Source organism: Solimonas sp. K1W22B-7 (assembly GCF_003428335.1).
Classification (GTDB): Bacteria; Pseudomonadota; Gammaproteobacteria; order Nevskiales; family Nevskiaceae; genus Solimonas_A.
Map to the genome: position 1 here is coordinate 913,516 of NZ_CP031704.1, position 18,360 is coordinate 931,875.

The 18,360-nt window shown below is 60.8% G+C and carries 25 protein-coding genes and 1 pseudogene; 4 read left to right on the top strand and 22 right to left on the bottom strand.

The genetic code is table 11. The features are described from left to right. Positions 1 to 7: 7 nt before the first annotated feature. Positions 8 to 2,125 carry a PQQ-dependent dehydrogenase, methanol/ethanol family gene (locus D0B54_RS04380; RefSeq protein WP_117289554.1) on the bottom strand — a complete coding sequence of 706 codons (2,118 nt, stop codon included), beginning with the start codon at positions 2,123 to 2,125 and terminating at the stop codon, positions 8 to 10. 202 nt (positions 2,126 to 2,327) lie between these two features. On the opposite strand from D0B54_RS04380, the gene D0B54_RS04385 reads away from it, so the two are divergent. Both D0B54_RS04385 and D0B54_RS04390 read left to right on the top strand, forming a co-directional pair. Beyond that, positions 2,328 to 4,478 (top strand): PQQ-dependent dehydrogenase, methanol/ethanol family, encoded by a 2,151-nt coding sequence (locus D0B54_RS04385; RefSeq protein ID WP_117289556.1) that lies wholly within the window; start codon positions 2,328 to 2,330, stop codon positions 4,476 to 4,478. 30 nt (positions 4,479 to 4,508) lie between these two features. Next, complete coding sequence (locus tag D0B54_RS04390) at positions 4,509 to 4,913, top strand: hypothetical protein (protein ID WP_205527272.1); 405 nt, start codon at positions 4,509 to 4,511, stop codon at positions 4,911 to 4,913. A 346-nt stretch (positions 4,914 to 5,259) separates the two neighbouring features. Here the strand turns inward: D0B54_RS04390 and D0B54_RS04395 are convergent, their stop codons facing one another. From D0B54_RS04395 to D0B54_RS04440, 10 genes are all read right to left on the bottom strand, one after another. After that, on the bottom strand, positions 5,260 to 5,607 hold the full coding sequence (locus tag D0B54_RS04395; protein WP_117289558.1) for a DUF2200 domain-containing protein: 348 nt from the start codon (positions 5,605 to 5,607) through the stop codon (positions 5,260 to 5,262). A gap of 215 nt (positions 5,608 to 5,822) precedes the next feature. Next, positions 5,823 to 6,215, bottom strand: a complete 393-nt coding sequence (locus D0B54_RS04400; protein WP_117289560.1) for a DUF2306 domain-containing protein — start codon at positions 6,213 to 6,215, stop codon at positions 5,823 to 5,825. Positions 6,216 to 6,231: 16 nt separating this feature from the next. Further along, on the bottom strand, positions 6,232 to 6,828 hold the full coding sequence (locus tag D0B54_RS04405; protein ID WP_162932201.1) for an L-2-amino-thiazoline-4-carboxylic acid hydrolase: 597 nt from the start codon (positions 6,826 to 6,828) through the stop codon (positions 6,232 to 6,234). A 19-nt stretch (positions 6,829 to 6,847) separates the two neighbouring features. Beyond that, positions 6,848 to 7,051, bottom strand: a complete 204-nt coding sequence (locus D0B54_RS04410; protein WP_117289564.1) for a hypothetical protein — start codon at positions 7,049 to 7,051, stop codon at positions 6,848 to 6,850. A 190-nt stretch (positions 7,052 to 7,241) separates the two neighbouring features. After that, on the bottom strand, positions 7,242 to 7,949 hold the full coding sequence (locus D0B54_RS04415; protein WP_117289566.1) for a hypothetical protein: 708 nt from the start codon (positions 7,947 to 7,949) through the stop codon (positions 7,242 to 7,244). Between the two features lie 84 nt (positions 7,950 to 8,033). Further along, positions 8,034 to 8,357, bottom strand: a complete 324-nt coding sequence (locus D0B54_RS04420) for a hypothetical protein (RefSeq protein ID WP_117289568.1) — start codon at positions 8,355 to 8,357, stop codon at positions 8,034 to 8,036. A 25-nt stretch (positions 8,358 to 8,382) separates the two neighbouring features. Continuing rightward, positions 8,383 to 8,835: a GFA family protein gene (locus D0B54_RS04425; RefSeq protein WP_117289570.1), complete on the bottom strand. Its 453-nt coding sequence runs from the start codon at positions 8,833 to 8,835 to the stop codon at positions 8,383 to 8,385. Between the two features lie 88 nt (positions 8,836 to 8,923). Next, the gene (locus D0B54_RS04430) at positions 8,924 to 9,205 is read right to left on the bottom strand and encodes a hypothetical protein (RefSeq protein ID WP_117289571.1); all 282 of its coding nucleotides are present in this window, start codon (positions 9,203 to 9,205) and stop codon (positions 8,924 to 8,926) included. Positions 9,206 to 9,308: 103 nt separating this feature from the next. Next, positions 9,309 to 9,698: a hypothetical protein gene (locus tag D0B54_RS04435; protein ID WP_117289572.1), complete on the bottom strand. Its 390-nt coding sequence runs from the start codon at positions 9,696 to 9,698 to the stop codon at positions 9,309 to 9,311. 18 nt (positions 9,699 to 9,716) lie between these two features. Continuing rightward, positions 9,717 to 10,088, bottom strand: a complete 372-nt coding sequence (locus D0B54_RS04440; protein ID WP_117289574.1) for a hypothetical protein — start codon at positions 10,086 to 10,088, stop codon at positions 9,717 to 9,719. A gap of 304 nt (positions 10,089 to 10,392) precedes the next feature. On the opposite strand from D0B54_RS04440, the gene D0B54_RS04445 reads away from it, so the two are divergent. Further along, entirely contained in the window at positions 10,393 to 10,764 is a 372-nt protein-coding gene (locus D0B54_RS04445) for a DUF2306 domain-containing protein (RefSeq protein WP_117289576.1), read from the top strand. A gap of 95 nt (positions 10,765 to 10,859) precedes the next feature. Here D0B54_RS04445 and D0B54_RS04450 read toward each other — a convergent pair whose 3' ends face one another. From D0B54_RS04450 to D0B54_RS04480, 9 genes are all read right to left on the bottom strand, one after another. Next, positions 10,860 to 11,489, bottom strand: coding sequence for a LysE family translocator (locus tag D0B54_RS04450; protein WP_117295034.1), 630 nt, complete (start codon positions 11,487 to 11,489; stop codon positions 10,860 to 10,862). A 730-nt stretch (positions 11,490 to 12,219) separates the two neighbouring features. Continuing rightward, positions 12,220 to 12,705, bottom strand: coding sequence for a hypothetical protein (locus D0B54_RS24150; protein WP_162932202.1), 486 nt, complete (start codon positions 12,703 to 12,705; stop codon positions 12,220 to 12,222). Between the two features lie 83 nt (positions 12,706 to 12,788). Beyond that, on the bottom strand, positions 12,789 to 13,109 hold the full coding sequence (locus tag D0B54_RS04455; protein ID WP_117289578.1) for a hypothetical protein: 321 nt from the start codon (positions 13,107 to 13,109) through the stop codon (positions 12,789 to 12,791). Between the two features lie 85 nt (positions 13,110 to 13,194). Next, positions 13,195 to 13,479 (bottom strand): hypothetical protein, encoded by a 285-nt coding sequence (locus D0B54_RS04460; RefSeq protein ID WP_117289580.1) that lies wholly within the window; start codon positions 13,477 to 13,479, stop codon positions 13,195 to 13,197. Positions 13,480 to 13,555: 76 nt separating this feature from the next. Next, positions 13,556 to 13,909 carry a DUF7668 domain-containing protein gene (locus tag D0B54_RS24155; protein WP_162932203.1) on the bottom strand — a complete coding sequence of 118 codons (354 nt, stop codon included), beginning with the start codon at positions 13,907 to 13,909 and terminating at the stop codon, positions 13,556 to 13,558. Between the two features lie 12 nt (positions 13,910 to 13,921). After that, complete coding sequence (locus D0B54_RS04465) at positions 13,922 to 14,356, bottom strand: hypothetical protein (RefSeq protein ID WP_205527274.1); 435 nt, start codon at positions 14,354 to 14,356, stop codon at positions 13,922 to 13,924. A 150-nt stretch (positions 14,357 to 14,506) separates the two neighbouring features. Then, positions 14,507 to 14,824: a hypothetical protein gene (locus tag D0B54_RS04470; protein WP_117289583.1), complete on the bottom strand. Its 318-nt coding sequence runs from the start codon at positions 14,822 to 14,824 to the stop codon at positions 14,507 to 14,509. 433 nt (positions 14,825 to 15,257) lie between these two features. After that, positions 15,258 to 15,665: a hypothetical protein gene (locus tag D0B54_RS24160; RefSeq protein ID WP_162932204.1), complete on the bottom strand. Its 408-nt coding sequence runs from the start codon at positions 15,663 to 15,665 to the stop codon at positions 15,258 to 15,260. A 36-nt stretch (positions 15,666 to 15,701) separates the two neighbouring features. Next, a complete protein-coding gene (locus tag D0B54_RS04480) occupies positions 15,702 to 16,490 on the bottom strand; it encodes an aminoglycoside 3'-phosphotransferase (RefSeq protein ID WP_117289587.1) in 789 nt (262 codons plus the stop codon). A 137-nt stretch (positions 16,491 to 16,627) separates the two neighbouring features. Here D0B54_RS04480 and D0B54_RS04485 point away from each other — a divergent pair. Continuing rightward, positions 16,628 to 16,792, top strand: a pseudogene (locus D0B54_RS04485) (phage integrase N-terminal SAM-like domain-containing protein); the annotation flags it as partial. Positions 16,793 to 16,943: 151 nt separating this feature from the next. Here the strand turns inward: D0B54_RS04485 and D0B54_RS04490 are convergent. Both D0B54_RS04490 and D0B54_RS04495 read right to left on the bottom strand, forming a co-directional pair. Continuing rightward, entirely contained in the window at positions 16,944 to 17,471 is a 528-nt protein-coding gene (locus D0B54_RS04490; RefSeq protein WP_162932205.1) for a hypothetical protein, read from the bottom strand. Between the two features lie 114 nt (positions 17,472 to 17,585). Beyond that, on the bottom strand, positions 17,586 to 18,344 hold the full coding sequence (locus tag D0B54_RS04495) for a type 1 glutamine amidotransferase domain-containing protein (protein WP_117295036.1): 759 nt from the start codon (positions 18,342 to 18,344) through the stop codon (positions 17,586 to 17,588). Positions 18,345 to 18,360 lie beyond the last annotated feature (16 nt).

The following is an 18,360-nucleotide window of genomic DNA, read 5'->3' on the forward strand; positions in this document are numbered from 1 at the left end:
TCCTTCGCTATTTCTTCGCCGGCTCCTGCGCCGGCTTGCCCTGCTGCGCCAGGTCCTGCTCCAGGTCGTGTGCGCGCTTGATGATGTACTGCTGCAGCGCCGCCTGGTACTCCGGCGGCAGCAGGTCGGCGAACACCGGCATGCCCTTCTGCGCGTAGGCGCCGGCGAGGATGCCCGGGAACAGCTGGTGCTTTTCCGGCGTCAGGTAGCGCAGGTCCGGCAGCACGCCGCCGCCGATCGCGTTGAAGCCGTGGCAGACGCTGCAATAGCCGTTGTACAGCGCGCGGCCCAGTCCCAGGGTGGCGGCGTCGGCCGTCACCGGCAACAGTTTCGGCAGCGGCGTCACGGTCTTCTTCGGCGGCGGCAGCTGCGCCATGCCGCCCAGCTTGAAGGTCAGCACGCGCGCTTCCGGCTGGACCTTGGCGACGTTGGCCATGGCGCCGGTCAGTGCGAAGGCGCCGCCCCAGCCGGCCATGAAGGTCACGTACTGCTCGCCGTCCACGCTGTAGGTCACCGGCCCGGCGATCACGCCGGTATTGGCGGGCGCCTCCCAGAGCTTCTTGCCGCTGTCGGCGGCGTAGGCCACGGCGCGGCCGTCGGCACTGCCCTGGAACACCAGGCCGCCGGCGGTGCTGAGCGTGCCGCCGTTCCAGATCGTGACGTGCGGCTGGTCCCAGACCGCCTTCTGGGTCACCGGGTCCCAGGCCAGCAGGTGGCCCTTGTGCGCGTCGGCAACCTGCTGCAGGGCCTTGGCGTCTTCCGGCACGTCGAAGGGCTGCAGGCCGACGTTGAACACGCCCTTGCGCACGTACTTGGCGTTGTTGTCCGGCGTCAGCACGATCACCGTTTCCTGCATCGGGATGTAGACCAGCCCGGTCTTCGGATTGAAGGACATCGGCTGCCAGTTGTGCGCCCCGAACGGCGAGGGATAGATCAGCCGCGCTTCCTTGGTCCAGTCCGCCTCCGGGTTTTCCACCGGCCGGCCGGTCTTCATGTCGACGTGGCTCGCCCAGTTCGACGGCGCGAACTTCTCGGCCGAGATCAGCTCGCCGGTCTTGCGGTCGATGACGTAGAAGAAGGCGTTCTTCGGTGCCTGCATCAGCACCTTGCGCAGTTCGCCCTTGATGCGCAGGTCGGCCAGGATGATGTGCTGCGTCGCGGTGTAGTCCCAGGTGTCGCCCGGCGTGGTCTGGTAGTGCCAGACGTACTCGCCGCTGTCGGGCTTGAGCGCGACGATCGAGGACAGGAACAGGTTGTCGCCGCCGCCGGGGCTGCGCAGCTTGCGGTTCCACATCGAGCCGTTGCCGGTGCCGATGTAGAGCAGGTCCAGCTCCGGGTCGTAGGCCATGGAGTCCCAGACCGTGCCGCCGCCGCCCTGCGCGAAGTAGGCATCGCCCGACCAGGTCTTGCGTGCCATCTCCATCGCCTTGTTCTCGGGCGGCTGCCTGGGGTCGCCCGGCACGGTGAAGAAGCGCCACAGCAGCTTGCCGCTGGTGGCGTCGTAGGCCGAGACATAACCGCGCACGCCCATTTCGGCGCCGCCGTTGCCGATGATCACCTTGTCCTTCACCACGCGCGGCGCGCCGGTGATGGTGTAGCTGCGGTTGCGGTCGATCACCGTGTCGGTGGTCCACACCGGCTTGCCGGTCTTGCCGTCCAGCGCGATCAGGCGGCCGTCGAAGCTGCCGACGTAGACCTTGCCCTTCCACACCGCGACGCCGCGGTTGACCACGTCGCAGCAGCCGTTGCCGGACCAGTCGCGCGGCACCTTGGGGTCGTACTTCCACAGCAGCTTGCCGCTGCGTGCGTCCAGCGCGTAGACGATGGAATAGGCGCCGGTGGTGTACATGACCCCGTCGACCACGATCGGCGTCGCCTCGGTGCCGCGGTCCACGTCGAGCTTGTAGTGCCAGGCCAGGCCCAGCTGGCCGACGTTGGCCTGGTCGATCTTCGCCAGCGGGCTGTAGCGCTGCTCGTCGTAGCTGCGGCCGTGCGACATCCAGTTGCCGGGCTCGCGGTCCGCAGCCTGGATGCGCGCGCCGTCGACAGGGGCGGCCTGCAGGGTTCCCGCGCCGCAAAGCGACAGGAAGGCGAACGCAACAGCCACGCGGCTGGTAATTTTCATTATGGTCTCCCCCGTTTCCGAGAACCCTATCGTGTACCAGCAAGGGGCGGATTGCCACTACACCTGCGGGTGGTTTTGCCGTCCCGCTGGCGCGCGGATGAGCGGCGATACGGTGGCGGCGGCTACTGCATAAGCAGGAGGGCGCGGCCCGGGGACGGGGGCGATACTGCGGAGTATCCAAGCGTCCTTCTGGGGGAGAACAATGAAGAATACCGGCCTGCTGGCGAAGCTCCGCGGTGTCCTGCTGGCGGCCAGCGCGGCACTGCTGCCGCCGGTGGCGGCGCAGGCGACCACCATCGACAACAGCACGCTCGCCAACGAGGCCGACGGCAGCAACTGGGCCGCCTGGGGCCGCACCTTCAGCGAGCAACGCTTCAGCCCGCTGGACCAGGTCAACAAGGACAACGTCGGCCAGCTCGGCCTGGCCTGGTCGCTGGAGCTGGACGATGTCTGGAACGTGTCGAGCCAGCCGGTGGCCGTGGACGGCGTGATCTACACCGCCGTGGGCTACAGCGTGGTGCATGCGATCGACGCGCGCAGCGGCAAGCTGCTGTGGAAGTACGACCCCAAGGTGGAGTCGCGCAAGATGCGCTACGCCTGGGGCAGCCGCGGTCTCGCGTTCTGGAACGGCAAGGTCTACACCGGCGTGCAGGACGGGCGACTGTTCGCGCTCGACGCCAAGACCGGCCAGCTGGTCTGGGAGGTGATGACCACCACACCGGGCGACAACCGCTACATCACCGGCGCGCCGCGCATCTTCAACGGCAAGGTCATCATCGGCCACGGCGGCGCCGACTTCGGTCACGTGCGCGGCTACGTCACCACCTACGACGCCGAGACCGGCAAGGAGCTGTGGCGCTGGTACGTGGTGCCGGGCAATCCCGCCGACGGCTTCGAGAACAAGGCGATGGAAGAGGCCGCCAAGACTTGGAGCGGCGACTGGTGGAAGTACGGCGCCGGCGGCACGGTCTGGAACGCCATGACCTACGACCCGGAGTACAACCGCATCTATCTGGGCACCGGCAACGGCTCGCCCTGGAACGCGCAGTTGCGCAATCCCGGCGGCGGCGACAGCCTCTACCTGTGCTCGGTGGTGGCGCTGGACGCCGACACCGGCGAGTACGTCTGGCACTACCAGACCACGCCGAACGAGACCTGGGACTTCAACTCCACCATGGACATGATCTCGGCCACGGTCGAGATGGCGGGGAAGCCGCGCAAGGTGCTGATGCACGCGCCCAAGAACGGCTTCTTCTACCTGCTGGACCGCGAGAACGGCAAGCTGATCTCGGCCGAAAAAATCGGCAAGGTCACCTGGGCCGAGAAGGTCGACATGGCTACCGGCCGCCCGGTGGAAGTGCGCGGCTCGCGTTACGAGAAGGGTCCGGCGCTGACCTGGCCCGGCTCCGGCGGCACGCACAACTGGCACCCGATGGCCTTCAGCCCCGACACCGGCCTGGTCTACATCCCGGCGCGCGAGATGGCCGGCTTCTACGACGGCGAAGGCCGCCAGCCCGGCAAGTGGCAGATGACCCCGGGCGACGTCATGGGCCTGCGCGGCTTCTTCGACGACATCCCCAAGAGCGCCGGCAGCACCTCGCTGCTGGCCTGGAACCCGGTGACGCAGAAAGAGGTCTGGCGCAACCCGACGCCGGGCGCCACCGCCGGCGGCGTCATCGTCACGCACGGCGGCCTGGTGTTCCAGGGCCTGGCCGACGGCCGCTTCGTCGCCACCGACGCCGTCAGCGGCAAGGAGCTGTGGAGCTACAGCATGGGCGTCGGCACGCAGGCGCCGCCGATGACCTACACGGTGGACGGCAAGCAGTACGTGACCATCCTCGCCGGCTGGGGCGGCGCACCCTCGCTGCTGGGCTCGCTCAGCGCGCAGCACGGCTGGGTCGGCCGCGCCTACCCGCGCCGCATGCTGACCTTCGTGCTCGACGGCAAGGCAGTGCTGCCGCCGTCGCCGCCGCCGATCGCCAAGGTCGAGCCGCTGGAAGCGCCGGAGTTCAAGATCGACCCGGCGCTGGCCGAGAAGGGCAAGCACGTCTACAGCCAGTGCGTGATCTGCCACGGCAGCGCCGCCGTCGCCGGCGGCTACGCCCCGGACCTGCGCGCCTCGCCGGTGCCGCTGTCGCACGAGGCCTTCAAGGCCATCGTCCAGGGCGGCGCGCTGGAATCGCGCGGCATGCCAAAGTTCGAGGAGTTCACCGACGAGGACATCACCGCGCTGCAGCACTTCCTGCGCGAACGCGCCCGCTACAAGCCCTCGGCCTGGGAGCAGATCAAGCAGGTCTTCGGCTTCATCTGGCTGATGATCAAGATGAAGCTGCTGGCGATGGGATGGTTGTAGATTTCAGCTTGAAGTGAACGAAGGGCGGCGATGAGAATCGCCGCCTTTTTTGTTGCCGCGGCCGGTGCGTCAAGGCAATCTAGGAGCATGAAAATGCTTGCGGATCTCATCGACGCTATGGGTGTGCCTTCAGAGGAAACTTTGCGGCTAGCGCACAAGCACTCGATCCATCATCGACATGAACTGCTGGCCAGCAGTTCATGTGGCTGCTTTTATTGCTTGTCGATCTATTCCACAGATCAGATCGAAGACTGGACAGACTATCCGGAAGATACCCCTGAAGACCGGGAAAACGAGTTCGGTATGACCGCGCTGTGCCCGCATTGCGGCGTCGATTCAGTCATCGGTGCCGGTTCTGGCTATCCGATCACCGCCGAATTCCTCCAGTGGATGAAGCGGCTGTGGTTCGCTGGGTCTGAGCGGCGTAGCGAGTAGGGCGGGTCCTTGACCCGCCGTTCGCGGGCCTGCATGAAAAATACGGAACTCCGTTATGGATTCCGCCTGCAAGCAAGTAAAATATTCCTCATGAGTCGAGGTATTCCTCATGGGGACGACAAGGGCTCCGGGTGTTCCGCAGCCAATCCTCCCCAGTCGCTTCTCGCCTCGCTGCAACAGTTTCGCGTCGCACACAAATGATAATCCGGGCGACCGAGTAGGGCTCTGCGCGGCATCCGCGAAAGGGTCCCGTGATCGTCATGCTCTTTTACAAGCTACCAGTGCTGCCCGCCGGGCCACGCAGGCCCGGCGCGGCAGTTCAATTCCCAAGCCACCTGCGGGCCTTTCAGCGCAGGATCTTCGCCATCGCTTTCCCCTTGGCCAACTCATCGATCAGCTTGTCCAGGTAGCGAATCTTCCGCATCAGCGGATTTTCGACCTCTTCCACGCGAACGCCGCACACCAGGCCCTTGATGAGCGCAGCGTTCGGATGCATGGCCGGGGCCTGGGCGAAGAAGGCTTCGAAATCGGTCTCCTGTTCGATCTGCCGCTGCAATCCCGCCTGGTCGTAGCCGGTCAGCCAGCAAATGATCTGATCGACTTCTTCCTTGCTGCGATTCTTGCGCGCTGCCTTTTGAACATACATCGGATACACCTTTGCGAAGGCCGTTCCGAAAATGCGGTGGGCTGGCATGGTCAGATTTCCTGTGCGACAAGCCGTCGACGGTAGAGGAACTCGTAGGATGTGGTGCCAGAAGTAGGCGCCTCCAGGCGAGCGTAGCGAACCGCATCTGTCGAGGCCACCCTCGAATGATGCGGTTCATTGTATTCGCCGCATCCTGCTCGTGCTGCTGTCAGCTGCGCTGCAATTTGCTGCGGATGGGGACGCTTTTGAGGATGGATGGCAGCTTAGGCGAATAGGACGCTGTACAGGACACGGCCTGGCGTAAAGAGCGCGAACAAGCCGGCAATGACAACGGCGCCTATGTAGGTGAGAACCATCAGCCGTTTGTGCCTCTTCACATTGCGTTTCCGCGCCGTGTAGTAGGCCATGGGAACCGAGTAGAGGGTTAGTACCGAAACAAGATGAATGTAACCAAAATGGTTGAACAGCCGTGGGCCGACTTGGGCCTGCATGAAGAACGATGCAAGCGCTGTGACGATGAGCAGCGACATATACCACTTGCCAAGCAGTCTATGGGACGGAGTGCCCTTGGGCTTTAGCAGAATGTAGGTGCCGATGACCAGTGCGGGCATCACCGTAACGAGATGAAAGTAGATGAGAAGTTTCTGCGTATCCATTCCAGGCGCCTGACGCTCAGCTCAAGCCGGGCTGCCGCTTCGCGACAGTGTCGGCTTGAAGCGGGGCTTGGGCTTCGCCCTCCGCCCGCGAGAACTGAAAGCGGCATGCATCGTCCCCGGCTGCCAGCGTGGTGGGACGCTCGAAATGAGCCTTGTAACGCGGCTGATTCAATTCATCGGCCCAGACCGTATCCAGCGCACAGAACAGTGACGTCACTTCCGGTGCGCCGTGCGTCCTGAAGAAGTCATTGAACAGGCATCTTGTAATGTGGGTGTGACTGCGGCGCTGGTCCTGAATCGCTTGCACATAAGTGAAGCGAGGACCAAACAAGCTTTCGCCGCGTGCCTTGTAGTTCTGTGAAATACGCTCAAAGGCCTCTTCCGGTCTTTCCTGTGTAATGCCAAAGCGGGCGTTCATATAGGCTTGTCGCTGTCTCTTGAATTGCCGGGAAAGCGCTGTCTGGAGGACTGCGATGGCCTTTTTTTGCCCCAGGAATGGCCTGAGCGCGCGATAGGCAAACAAGACTGACCAGCAGAAGACGAGCCATCTGCGGCTGGGATCGCCCTTCGCCCGCCAGAGCAGGGAACCGACGCCACCCTTTTCATCGATCACGGTGCCTCCTGCGAACAGCTCATTTGGAACCCAGAAGCACTACGGCCGCGAAGATGAGCGCGACTGCTATGGATGCCTGGATCATGGCGGAGCGACGAGCCGCCGACACCGCCGCCGGCGCGACGGTCTTGAGAGGGAAAGCGTTGCCCACGACCAATGTCCAGGACAACAGGGCGATCGGGAAAGCGGCTAGTGCCACCCAGCTCTTCAGCAAGATCGCCATGGCGACGGAGCCCCAAAGCGAAACCTCCCCCACGATGGTCGACGCAGCATGTGCCCACGCGGAGACAAACGCGAGACGGCCACAAGATCTGCAGCTTGCTGGAAAAACGCGGGTCGCGTTCAGCTTGCGCCATGCGCTGATGCTTGCCTCACCACAGTTTGGGCATTTGAACATAGGGCTAACGCCTGCGTTAGGCGACAGGCCCGCCGACCGCGGGACTGTCTGCTTGAACAGCTTGCTGGGTTTCAGCGCGCCAGTGCGAACGCGCGAAATAGCCCACCGCCGCCAGGCCTGTAAAAACGTGAAAGCCGATGATGGCGGCAAAGACCCTTGGATGGCCCGCAAGAAATGCCTCCGGGCCGGGTATTTGGGGAACGTAAAAGGACAGGGCACCGAGATTGAAAATGAGGATGACGGCAAGAAGGGCTTTTGAACCACGAAAGACCCACCAGCACCAAATTCCGTAAATGGTCTCTACCACCAACGCGATGGCCGGAATCCCATACAGGCCGGAACCAATTTTGGGGTAGGCAAGACCCGGTGCAAGTTGTATGTCCTGAACGTGGGTCGCCACATCCAGAACGATGTGCGATGAAATGGCGACTGCAATGGCAATAGCCCAGCGTGGCCGTTTCAAGAGATGGGAAAGAACGAACCACGCAATCAGGGAGAGCGCGATGCTGGAAGCAATGGAGTGCGAATACGGCATGTGCGACAGGTGGATGTCGTTGAGCGCCCGTATCTGAGGCTCGGTGTATGCGGCCTCAAGCCCCACCAGGTTGAAAACCACCCAAAGACATTCAACGAGCTGAACGCTGAAAAGAACCCACAGCAACGGCACGCCGGGCCATTTCTTGTTGATGAGCAGGGCGGTTGCAGCATGGTTGATCGCGTTCAAGGCAGAGCCCCTGGTTTATGAAGTCAAACGCCTGGCTGAAGCCGCGCTGTGTAGCAGCGTCTGCTTGAGGTAATTGTTGGGCGACTACGGTTTGGCAAGTAGCCATAACACGCCTGCGAAAATCGCGATGACCGCCAATGCAACAGGAACACCGGCAAGGACGCGTTTGAAAGAGAATCCTGCCGGCGCCATACCGTAGCCGCTCCGCTTTGAGAAAACCCTCTCGGAGAGGGCCTCCCCGAGGAGATAGAGCGGAGGGCCGAATGCGACAAACAAGGCCCACTGATTTTTTGATTGCGGAATGGCCGGCCAGAACTGGATCAGCAGCAGGCCAGCAACAACCAGCCATGCAACCGCCAGGACTGGCAGAAGCCGGAACCACCGCCAGAACCTGCTCTCAGGCTCCACGGGTCTTTTACGCCCAACGCCGGCGCTAAGCTGCAGGCCCGCCGAAGGCGGGACTGCCCGCTTGAGCGGCTTGCTGGGCCGCTTTCCGATCCGCAGGGTGGTTGATCCCATCGTTCGTTGGCACTTCCGGAATAAGGAATGGATTCACCCCATCCAGACAGCCGACGTTGTACCCGTATTGCTCAGGATTCGATCGCCGCTGATGGTGGGTATAAATCCTGCAGTTCGAGCAGAAGTAGTGCTTCGCCGTATGGGTGTTGAATTGGTACAACTTCAGGTGCTCAGAACCTTTCACAATGCGGATGCCGCTCAAGAGTACAGATGCAACCACGGCACCCTTCCGACGACAGATCGAGCAATCACATCGCCGTGGATTCACAATGCCGTCCGGCAAGTCGAGTTCAAGTTCCACCGCTCCGCAATGGCAAGTTGCCTTGTGCTTTGGAAGTATCTGAACTCCGCCGATCACCTTGAGCATCTGGAAGCCTCCTGGCTCCAACGCCCAGGTTCAGGGGCGGCCCCGCCGAAGGCCGGGACATCGACCCTTGAACCTGTTGTTGGAGCGTTCATGCAAGAAGCATATACGTGGCAAGTGCCGCCAGGTATGGCAAGAATGAGGCGATGAACACCGCGGCGTATATCGCCAGCCCGCGCTTCCGCCTGGTGCGGTACAAATAGAAGGGAAGCAGTGCCCACCACAGGAAGAACATGAAGGCGCTGTACTCAAAAGGGGCAGAAAATGCATGCGCCCGCCGGTCTGTCTCTACGGCCCACGCGACGGAGAACGAGAAGGCCGCCGTGGATAGATACTGAGCGCCACGGGACGGCTCGCCGCCGTGGATCATCATGATTACTTCATACACTGCCGACAGCACAAGAACAGCAAGGCCACCTAGCAGAGGCGCATGAAGGGCGCGTGATGAGGTAGTCATTTAGCTCTGACGCTCAGGTTCAGCCGCGCTGACGAAAAGCGGCTGCGCTGGCTGGAACCATTGGTTGGTCCTCACCGCGGCAAAGGACATTTTGCGTGAACCCATTCCGTGAGGTTGGCGCCTGCAGGTGTGAAGTCGTCTGGCGACGTTGAGCCGTGATCGACGAGGAAAACAGGGCTGACGGCATTGTCGAGGGGATCACTATCGCGGACCCACCGCTGTCGTTTCCGATAGCAAGGTAGCCGGAACAGTATTCCTTCGATTGGAACGTTTCGTTGCGCTCCACGACCTCCTCGAAGAACATGACCTCCGCCTGCGCGAATGTCTTGCCGAGAAACTGCTTTAGCGCCCAGTTCGCGTCGAGATCATTCTCGTCAATCTGGCCCCAATCGGCGCGGATCGGAATCATGTTGCCCAACGCCCAGGGTCAGGAACGCCCCCGCCGAAGACGGGGACGTTCCACTGGAATCGCTGGTCGGGCCTGCGCTCGCTCGCTGCGAAGTCGCTGAAAGAGCTCGTCGAGCGTGTACTGGCCGGCATGCTTGGATTGCTGGGATTCCATTAGCTGAAATACGTCGTCAATGGTGGCGCGGCGCAGGAAGGCTCCTAAGTCCTCTGGAACGATAACAGCGCCACCGGCGACAGGCAGCACATTCCACCACGGACCGGTCGCCTGCGACATGCGAGCGTCCTCCTGCTCGGCAAGCCACTGGCGGTTGGGGCGCTTCTCTGGACAGAGGCAGATGCCTTCGCGGCCGAGGTTATCCACGATCAGGTCGCCAATGGAGAACGTTTTCATGCTTGGGCCCAACGCCGGTTAGACTTCATTTTGATACCCAAACCTGACACCTGAACCGCGTCGATGCCAATCGGTGGACGATAAGTTCCTCATACACATTTTCTCTATTGAGGCTATGAACCTGCGGAGCGATGGTGCCCTATCCGTACCAAGAAAATCGACCTGACGGCGGCGTCAGGTGCAGGAGCTGCTTGACGGGTGAAAGCATCGCAAGATGCGGCTCATTGCATTGACTGCATCCTACCCGTGCTTGATCCGATTTTCGCGACTACTACACTACAGGCCGATCATCAGCGGGGTGTAGATGACCGCGATACTCAGCACAGCAGGAATCATTCATCTGGCAACGGTGGTGCCGGCCCTTGGCATCGGCGCCGCGATGCTCCTGCAGCCCAAGGGCACGGCCTGGCACAAGCGCTGGGGGCGCGCCTGGGTACTGCTGATGGTTGTCGCTGACCTGTCCTCGTTCTGGCTGCGGCGAGACGGTTATAGCTGGATCCATGTCCTGGCGATCGTGAATCTCGCCAGCATCGCCGCCGGCGTGGCCTTCATCCGGGCGCGCAGGCGTGTCGCCCATGCGGCTTTCGTCATCGGCGCCTACAGCGGCGCTGTCGCGGCCGGCATCGGCGCGCTGGCGCCGGGGCGCTTCCTGCACCAGGCCCTTTTCGGGGGCTGATCGGCCAATGGGCGATTCTCCGGTGCGGCAGGGCGGATCGTTGATCCGCCTTTCGCGACAGGCGGGTCAGGGCCCCGCCCTATGGCTACCGGGTTTCAGCCCTGTTTGGTGAGCGCAAGGCGAACCCCAAGAAAGACAAAAACGGCACCAACACTGCGGCTGAGCCAGGCGGTGGCATGACGCCCGAGGCCAATTGAGCCGGCACGCGCCGTAGCCCAGGCTAGAAAGAGACACCAGAGCGTGCCATTGAGATTGAAAATGACACCCAAGAAGACAAAGGCGAGCGGCTTGTTGGAAGCAGACGGCTCGATGAACTGCGGCACGAAAGCCAGGAAGAACAGGGCAACCTTTGGGTTGAGGACGTTGGTAAGGAACCCTTGGGCAAGGATGGTTCGCAAGGGCGCGACGGCAACAGTACTCAAGGGCCGCGCCAGCGCCGGACGAGTCCTGAGCAGCGACAGCCCGACGTACATGAGATAGGCGGCACCAGCAAGCTTGACGACGGTAAATGCGGCCGCGGAAGTGGCGAGAACTGCTGACAGTCCTAAAGCGGCGGCAAAGATATGAACGTAGCAGCCGAGACTGATGCCGATGGCGGCTGCAACACCGGCGCGGACGCCCTGAGCCATGCTACGGGTAGCAATGTAGAGAGAGTCAGCGCCCGGCGTAATGTTGAGCAGCAGGCCGGAGACAACGAAGAGCGCCAGATCGTGAGTGCCGAGCATGACAGGGTTAACAAGACTGCAGGAAAAGTCGCGATGCACGGCCATCACCGCCGAATCGGCGAATTTTTCTTGCGACAGTGTTCTCAATGCGCATTGAAGCGCATTGAAACTGCTTGGAGGTGATTAGTGCGAACATTTTCCGGTAACGATCATTCGATCTCAGAGCTTTTCTACATCCTCAGCGCCGAGCTTCAGTTGCGGCCTCGCCGAAACTCCGTTCATACCCGCTGCTTGGAGACCTGAAAGTCTCAATCTTGTGCTTTCTTTAGGCCCAACACTAGCTTAAGCCGCCGAAGGCAGGCAGGTCGGCTTGAAGCGCTGGTTGGGTGCGGCATCACTCAAACCACCGATGAAAGAGGATTAACGCAGAAAAGAAGAAAGTAGCTGACAGCAAAAAGGATGCAATAGGTGAACTGCTGTAGAAGGAGCTCTGCTCTAGCTTTGCGTTGAGCCTGCGCCAAGAGAACCCACCCTCTGCCCTCAACTGCAAAGCTGCCATTAACACCACTGCCCCAACTGCGATGGTACAAATGCCAAGCAAGATGTCGCGTTGTAATGGGTATGGTATGCCCGCAGCCGCGATTTGATCAAAGAGGGCAACACGCGCCGGCGGTCTGCTGGTGAAGAGGGGTACAAGCGACCAGCAGGACAGAGCGACAGCCAGCCATCGCAGTGTCGTTCCGGGCCACGAAGCAAGCTGCTTACGCATTTAGAGCACCCAACGCCGAGCCTAAGCGGCAGGCCCGCCGAAGGCGGGACTGTCCGCTGGAGGCCCTTGTTGGGTCTCGGTACTGGCAGGAGGAGATTGATTGCCCCACCCGGTGCAAGTTTCACCATCTGGTGATACATCGACATAGGCGTAAACGGGCTCATCGTCCTGATACGGCATGCGCCAGTAGTGAACCTTCAGCGGACTAGCAATACCCTGCTCGAGAAACACGCCTACGTACTTCAAATCATTGGCTTTCAATGAGCCTTCATCAAATAGTGACTGACCCAGCTCTCTACGCAGATAACGTGGCAGTTCCCATTCTATCTCCTCATGAAGGCCGGTGGTTCCAAACCACTCTGCATCCTCCAAGGTAGCCTCTTCCTGCTTTACTAGTTCGATCCGCGCCTGCAGCGCCTTTTTGTAAGCTGGTGTTCGAACCATGAGCGCGAACAATGGGCGCAAAAGAACAGAAATGGCTTTTACCGCCAGCATGGTGAGACGCATAGACAATCTCATAGATAGACCCAACGCCCTAGCTTAAGCCGCGCGGCGCAGCCGCGTCGGCTTGAAGCACTTGTTGGGCAATCTTAGGTCGGGAGATTCGTCTCATACGTCCAGCCCCTCAAGCGTGATATGAGCCCATCGATTGCTTTTTGCCGATCAACGAGACTCATGCTAGCCGCCGCAAGCGCCAGCAATTCGAAGAAGCGTAAACCCTCCCACTGACTCTCCATGGCAATGGACTCCAGCGCATCAAACGCCAAGCCAAGCTCGTTGTGCTCAAGGTATTGCTCAGCTTCGCGGATTCCATCTGCAAAATCAGCTTCCGCGATTTGCGATAGATGTGACCTAGCGTCTCGCAAATACCCTTCGGTACGCTGCCAGGATTTTAGGAGGTTTATGTCCATGCTTTGGATGCCCAACGCCTAGGTTAAGCCGCGCGGCGCAGCCGCGTCGGCTTGAATCGCTGGTTGGGCCTCCAGTAGCCACAAACTAGACCTCGGCATCGTAGACCTCTCTTCCTAGGGCTGCGGTAAGTTTCGCGCATAGCTTCGTTACCCACCCGCGAAACAACTCTGGATTCATGTTGCCCGCGATTTGCAGACCGCTAGGTTCAACCGAGGCGGCAATGAATCTGGCGCTGTCCAGCGGGCCGAACCAGCATGGCAAGTCTTGGCCCTCGATCCAGTCGCCCATTTCGCGATACACATCTCCGACCTTTGACCACTCTGCATCAGTGAGGTCGTACGGTAAATTCAATGTGATTGACTGTTCCATTTTTCTATGCCGCCCAACGCCTAAGTTAAGCGGCGGGCGAAGCCCGTCCGTTTGAATGCCTTGTTGGGCGACTTCATCACAGGACATGCAGCCCATCAAGCTCGATCCGATAGCTGTCCAACGCCGACTCGATAAGTGTCAACTCCAGGAAAAGGTCCGACTGACCCTCCTCACGCGTGAACACGGGAGAACACACCGACCACGCCTTTGGACGAGAACCATTAATTTCGATGTAGTCGATTAGCTCGACTGCATTTTCAGGTAAAGGAACTATGGTGCGACCGTACTGAACTACAGCTTGTTCGATCTGTGCAGCTGATATGCGGATTCCGGCGCTTAGTTCTTGAAGACGGACGTATTGCCCAGCGGCGAGCAACGCCAAGAGTTCCGAAATGACTCGATCGCGTGCTTGGCGGCCCTGGTTTTTCATGACGCCCAACGCCTAGCTTAAGCCGCGCGGCGCAGCCGCGTCGGCTTGAAGCACTTGTTGGGCCTCTGCTTGCCCAAGAAATTCAGTAATGCTGTCCCAGCGATCTTTAGCCAAGCCGAAATCAACGATCTTGGAGAGACTCACCTTGCCCCATTTTTCAGACCGTGGCACCCCCTGCAAAGCGGCGACCGGGAACACATAGAACTCTGGTGGGAGCACTTTGCCAGTGCCGGATTTAGAGCCTCGGTTCAGCAAGACAACGACTACGAAATCTGTGTTGAAGTTGTTGATGATGAAACCTTCAGCGCCTGTACGCCACCGACTTTTGACCTGTATCCGGGCAGATCGGTTTGTTTCTGGCTTTGTGGCCACAATGTCGTAGCCCGCCATATTCGTGTAGCTCTTGTAAGCGGCAATGCCTTGAATGAGCAGATTGCCGAGGACCAAAAACTCAGCTCCCTCCGATTCTAGGCGTGTGTTCTGACGCGGCATTTTCTTTAGGCCCAACGCCTGGGTTCACGCGCGACCCGGACGGAGCGGAGAAGCCGCGGAGGCAGGGGCGTCGCGTGGAACCCCTGGTTGGGCTGCAACTCAGCCTCAGGCCAGGAAGAACTCACCTGCGACCCCCTCGATGTCACCGCACTCCGAAATGACCTCACCATCTTCACCGCGTATTTCATACGTCTCTTGAACTCCGCCAATTTGCGTGCAGCCATCGAGCCCGAGCAACAAGGTGTAGAACGTATCAACAAGCACGCTATCAATGACGCCTTCTAGCTTCTCTCTCTGTTCATCCGTGAGGTTCATCGCTCGGATCCGATCGGCGACGCGCAACGTGCTTGTGGGCTCCACAAACGAGGCGAGCAGATTGTCCTTTTCCTTTCGCCAGCGGGAGACGAACTCACGAGCGTTCATGCGATGTCTCTTATTGCGGCCCAATGCTCTAGCTAAGCGGCGGGCGCAGCCCGTCCGCTTGAGCACCATGTTGGGCATGACTGTACTCGGCAATAAGTAGCTTTGCCGCCTGCTCAGCCGCAAGAGCAAAATACGCCTCAACGGCTTTGCGCTCCGAGTCTAGTGCTGTTAGAGCGGAGATCTGCCACTGATCGCGAACAGCCCCTACCGGGAAGGCGTCGGTCTCTGACGCGATGCCTACAAAAGTTGAAAACTCTCTGCCGTTAACTGCACGTAACGAGTGCCCCAACTCTGCTAGCGCACGAGCGCCTTCGGTCAGGGAGACTGAGCCTGACAGAATAGCCCTCGCCATAGAAACTACCTCGGCACAGTGCCGTAGCCACTCAGGCTCATTTGTGACCCACGTAGGTCTTTTCATGCCCAACGTCCTAGCTTAAGCCGTGGGGCCGCCGGAGGCGGGACCGTCGGCTTGAAGCGCTGGTTGGGCATTCTGCTTGATCAACTTGAGCAGCATGTTTTTCTTGGCTGAGTCAGTCTTGTACGGCATATAAGCTTCAAGTTCGACCAGAAGGTTGAGCCGCCCTGACAGAAACACGTTGTCGCCTCTCAGTGCAGATTTAGCAGAAGCCCATTGTCGCTGGGAGAACTCGATGCTTCTTCGAATGTCATTTGCTTCCTGCCAGCACTGCCCGCAGAGAGTGCGATGCTGGTCCTCCGCACTAAATACATCCTGCTTTCGGCAACGCCAGCAGGCGTACGCGATGTCGGTGTACTCCTTTGTCCATCCCGCCGCGACGGAACGCTGGCTCTGCTTCGACCATTGAGTCGGGTCCGCTTTCACTCTGCCAGTTCTCACCTGAATGTCCAACGCCGACCATCACGCGCGCGCGTCTTCGCGCGTCGCGTGCATGGCCTTGTTGGGCGATTGTTCTGAACCTTGCGGAATGCCGATCTTGTCTTCGTTCTCCCAGAGGTGGCGATAGAACTCAATGCGCTCTTCGTCGCGCGCGATGCCGTACGCTGAGAACAGCTCGTCCTCCCAACTACCCTCGAAGTCGTAATCAAGATTCATGCTTGCAACGGCGAGGTCAGCCCAGCGATCAGCGACCCCAAGTGAACCGAGATCGACATGCCCGGCGAAGCTGCCGTCCGGTGCAATGATCGTGTTGGGCGAGCACGCATCTCCATGGCACACGACGAGTCGATCAACCGGCGGGGCGCCAAGAGATTCAGCCGATACACGCCCCTGGGTGCGAGCCTCGATTGACCAGTCGAAGGGGCACTCAGCGATCGGAAGCGCGTCGTGCAGTGTACGAAGCCCTCGGCCAATGGCTCGGGCCGCATCCCGCGGCTGGGCTATCCATGCTTCAGTAACTGCCCCCTCACCCGGCAGCGCGGATGTAACCAGCCACTGCGCTTCATCGTCTGCTCCCCAGGCAAGCACCTTCGGAACCGGGTGCCACCGTATTGCCCATGCAAGCCTTAGACGCTCGGCTTCGAGATCAAGCCCAGTCGAGTATGGATTCCACTTGATGAAGTGATTGCCGGCGGAGAACGTCATCCCGCCCCGTTCGTTCGTCCAAACCAACCGCAACTTTCCGCCGACGGCGAGACGGCTCACAACCGCGGGAGCGGAGTCAACCGGCTCAATCAAGGTGTTCTTCATGCTGACGCCCAGCTTCTAATTGGATTGAACTCGCCGCAGCCTATCACGGCATTACGGCGGCCTATCGCCAGAATGGGTGACGGCAAGTGCTTAATTCTCATGATTAAGTTCCTCCAACCGCCAGATTGGGCCGCACAATGAATATTGCAGTGCGCCAGCCGCCAAAACTACTGGATCAGGTGCGCAACAAGCTGCGCGCGGCGCACTACAGTATCCGCACGGAGCAAAGCTGCATCGATTGGGTGCGACGTTACATTCTCTTTCATGGCAAGCGCCATCCGAAGGAAATGGGAGCGACCGAAGATGATGAGCATCGAAGAATCCTCGCTTGGAACTTGGCGCCTAACGCCAATTCGGATTCATCTTGATACCTGAACCCGAAATCCAATTCAGGGCAGCAGGGCGGATCGTTGATCCGCCTCTCGCGACGGGCGGGTCAAGGACCCGCCGGTCCTATGGCCTTCCAAAATAGTGGACCAGTTCCTTGCGTGCTTCCTCCTTGTCCAGGAATTCCTGTATCAGGATTTGCGTGTTTCCGTAGGCCGATGTCGGGCTGCCTAGCTGGCGCCAGTCGGCAACCGCCTTGGCCATGATCGGATTCTTCCCGTCATATTCGTACCAGTTCCGGTGCGTGGCATGCTGAAGGGCGTAGAGCGCGATCTCGCCTTCGATTCCGGCATCGAAGGGATCAACATGTATCCCGGCCGGTTTGCGCGAGCTGAGCTTGCCCACCAGGAATGGAATCAGCTCTGCTTGCTCGCGCTTGAGCAGGGTGTCCCAGCAAGGGCTGATCCCCCAGCCTTCCCTGCCGCCGGACGGAGTCCAGTCCTGATGACCCATCATGCAGCCATTGGATGCCAGCACCGCTTGCCACTGGGCCTCGACACCGTTGAAGCGTTCGGTACAGCACGCCGCTAGCAGGATCAGCGTCAGGGCCGACGCACATGCCTTCGTGAGACTCAGGGTCAATCCTGTTTTCATCCTGATATCTGACTGCCATGACGGCGAATCTTCCCTGCGATGGTGCCTCTCCATGAAGGGAAATGCCACGTGACTGAAGTGTCAGGTGCAGGGGAGGAAAGGGGCAAGCTCGCCTCAACCCCGGCCGGGCTTCCCCAACATCTCCACAAACGCCGCCGCAAACCGATGGCAGTCTCCCGGCCAGCGTGCCGAGAGATACTTCCCGTCGCGCACGATGAAGCCGGGGCGGTGGTTGGTTTCGGTGTCGCGCAGCGGGAACAGCGGGCCGGCGTCGAAGTCGCCAGGCTTCGCCAATGCAGCTTTCACTTCGGCCTGCACGGTCTGCGGATAGGTGCGGTAGTAGCGGCCCAGCCAGGCGGCGGTCATGGCCCAGGCGCCGAGTTCCAGCGTCGCCGGCAGGGCGGTGGTGCGGCGGCCGTGCAGGACGGAGCGGCCGGTCGCGGGGTCGATGCTGCGGGCCGGCAGGAGCACGCCGTGGCAGACGGCGGCCACGGGCTTGTCCTGGGTGAAGAAGTGGCTGCAGATCGCCTGCGCGTCGGCGGACTCCAGCATCGTGCGCATGCCGGCGGCATGGCCGCCGGGGATCAGCAGGGCCTGGTAGTCGGCGGGGTTCAGCTTGGCGTATGCGAGCGGTGCGGCGAAGGCTGGCGAGGCGGCCATCCGGCGGTACTGCTCCAGGTCGGGCCGGCGTGTCATGAAGACGCTGTCGAGCCAGCCGAAGCCGGTGTCGGTCAGGCGCAGGTCGGCGTGCGCGGGGCGGCCGTCGGGCGTCGTGAAGCTCACCTGGTGGCCAGCCTGGGTCAGCGCATGCCAGCTGGTGGCGGCTTCCGTCGGGTCGTAGTCGGCGGCGGGGAGCAGGCAGAGGACGTTCATGGCGGGCATCCGGAAA